This window comes from Bradyrhizobium sp. (genome assembly GCF_036009065.1).
In the GTDB taxonomy this organism is placed as follows: Bacteria; Pseudomonadota; Alphaproteobacteria; order Rhizobiales; family Xanthobacteraceae; genus Bradyrhizobium.
Window position 1 is genome coordinate 1 of the sequence record NZ_DASYMN010000342.1, and the last position, 1,758, is coordinate 1,758.

Annotated in this window: 3 protein-coding genes; 2 read left to right on the plus strand and 1 reads right to left on the minus strand. The window is 61.2% G+C overall.

The genetic code is table 11. The features are described from left to right. Window positions 1–197: 197 nt before the first annotated feature. Window positions 198–725: a hypothetical protein gene (locus tag VGP39_RS21010; protein ID WP_327570018.1), complete on the minus strand. Its 528-nt coding sequence runs from the start codon at window positions 723–725 to the stop codon at window positions 198–200. Between VGP39_RS21010 and VGP39_RS21015 the strand changes: the two genes are divergently transcribed. Beyond that, window positions 710–1,537 carry a transposase gene (locus VGP39_RS21015; protein ID WP_327570019.1) on the plus strand — a complete coding sequence of 276 codons (828 nt, stop codon included), beginning with the start codon at window positions 710–712 and terminating at the stop codon, window positions 1,535–1,537. The two genes, VGP39_RS21010 and VGP39_RS21015, sit on opposite strands and share 16 nt — an antisense overlap. 37 nt (window positions 1,538–1,574) lie before the next feature. After that, a partial coding sequence (locus tag VGP39_RS21020) for a hypothetical protein (RefSeq protein WP_327570020.1) occupies window positions 1,575–1,758 on the plus strand: 184 nt, incomplete at its 3' end.

Genomic DNA, 1,758 nt, shown 5'->3' on the forward strand with positions numbered 1-1,758 from the left:
GGGGAGCACGGCGGCGCTGCCAACGACGCCGCCGCCTGAGGCCGGCGCGCCCGCCCGGCGTGCGATATGCTCGACCATCACAATGACATCGTCGATAAGCAAGCCGACGGGCGGCCAGCAGTTCTCAATGCGATTGAGTCGCTGTTGCAGCGACGGTGGTGAGTCTGCGTTGCAACAGTCAGCGGTGAAACGTCTCATCACGCCGAAAAAGGGTTCGCAAGAACCCCAGAATGGGATTCCTGGCATGCATGGGTCCGCTCGGTTCCCTGCTTGGGTCGTTGCGCGGCTGCTTGGACCGGTTCCCGGACAAGCGCCGCGGCATCAACACGACCTACAGCATGGGCGACGTCGGAATGGCGGCCTTTTCCGTGTTCTTCATGCAGAGCCCGTCGTTCCTGGCGCATCAGCGGCAGTTCGAAGAAGGCCATGGCCGCTCCAACTGCGCCAGTTTGTTTGGCATCACCAAAATCCCTAGTGACAACCATATTCGCGACATGCTCGACCCGGTCTCGCCGGTGCTGCTGCATCCGCTGTTCGGCGAAACCGTGGATCAACTGAAGCGCATCGACGGCCTCGGCGTGTTTCGCCGCCTCGACGGACGCGTGTTGATCGCGCTCGAGGCACGGAATATCACTGTTCGCGAAAGATCCATTGCCCGCACTGCTCGACCCGCCAGAAAGCCAACGGCGGGACGGAATATTACCACGCCATGCTGGCGGCCACACTGGTCGCACCCGGGCACGACAAAGTCATCCCGCTGGAGCCGGAGTTCATCGTCCCGCAGGACGGGGCAGAGAAGCAGGACTGCGAAAACCAAGCGGCGAAGCGCTGGCTGGCCTGCCATGGTCAGCGCTATAGCGCACTCGATCCGGTCTATCTCGGCGACGACCTGTTCTCCCGCCAGCCGCTCTGCCAGGCGGTGCGCGATGCCGGCGGGCACTTCATCTTCGTCTGCAAGCCGTCGTCGCATCCGCTGATCCAGCAATACCTTACCGGCATCGACCTGCCGGCGATCGAGCACACGGTCAAACGCGGCAAGCAGCGCTTCGTCCACCGCTACCGTTGGCTGCAGGACGTGCCGCTGCGCGACGGCAGCGATGCCATGACGGTCAATTGGTTCGAGATCCAGATTATCAACGTCAAAGGCGAAACCACTTATCGCAACAGCTTCGTGACCAATCTGCCGGTCGGTCGTGACACTGTCGTCGAACTTGCCGCCTGCGGGCGAGCGAGGTGGAAGATCGAGAACGAGACGTTCAACGTACTGAAGAACAAGGGCTACAACCTTGAACACAGCTTTGGACACGGGAAGAAGAATCTCGCCGCCATCTTGGTGAGTTTGAACCTGCTGGCCTTCGCCATCCATACCGTCTGCGACATCGGCGACGACCTTTGGCGCGCGGCCCGCACCAAGCTCGGACCACGCTACAACTTCTTCAACAAGCTCGCGGCGATCACGATCTACCTGATCTTCCCATCTTGGAAAGATCTCCTCCTTACCCTGGCATTTACGAAACCGCCACCAATCCCACCATGAGCGCCGACCCACTCGACGCCGCCAGCCGCTGACACGGATGATGAAAGAAAAGCCACTGCCAACCAACGAAAACCAAAATGAGAATTGCTGGTTAACCGCCGCGATGACGGGCTTTTCCAGGGCGCCGTTCATGAACGGGTCCGCCGCCGCGGGACGTCTTCCGCCGGGGGCGCCATCTTTAAGCGATTCCTTCATGTCTTCGCCGGCGCAGAAGGCCCGCC

What these genes read in the sequence shown, in the direction of transcription:
- VGP39_RS21015 (WP_327570019.1), top strand. Translation starts at nt 710, where the DNA reads ATGCTGGCGGCCACACTGGTCGCACCCGGGCACGACAAAGTCATCCCG.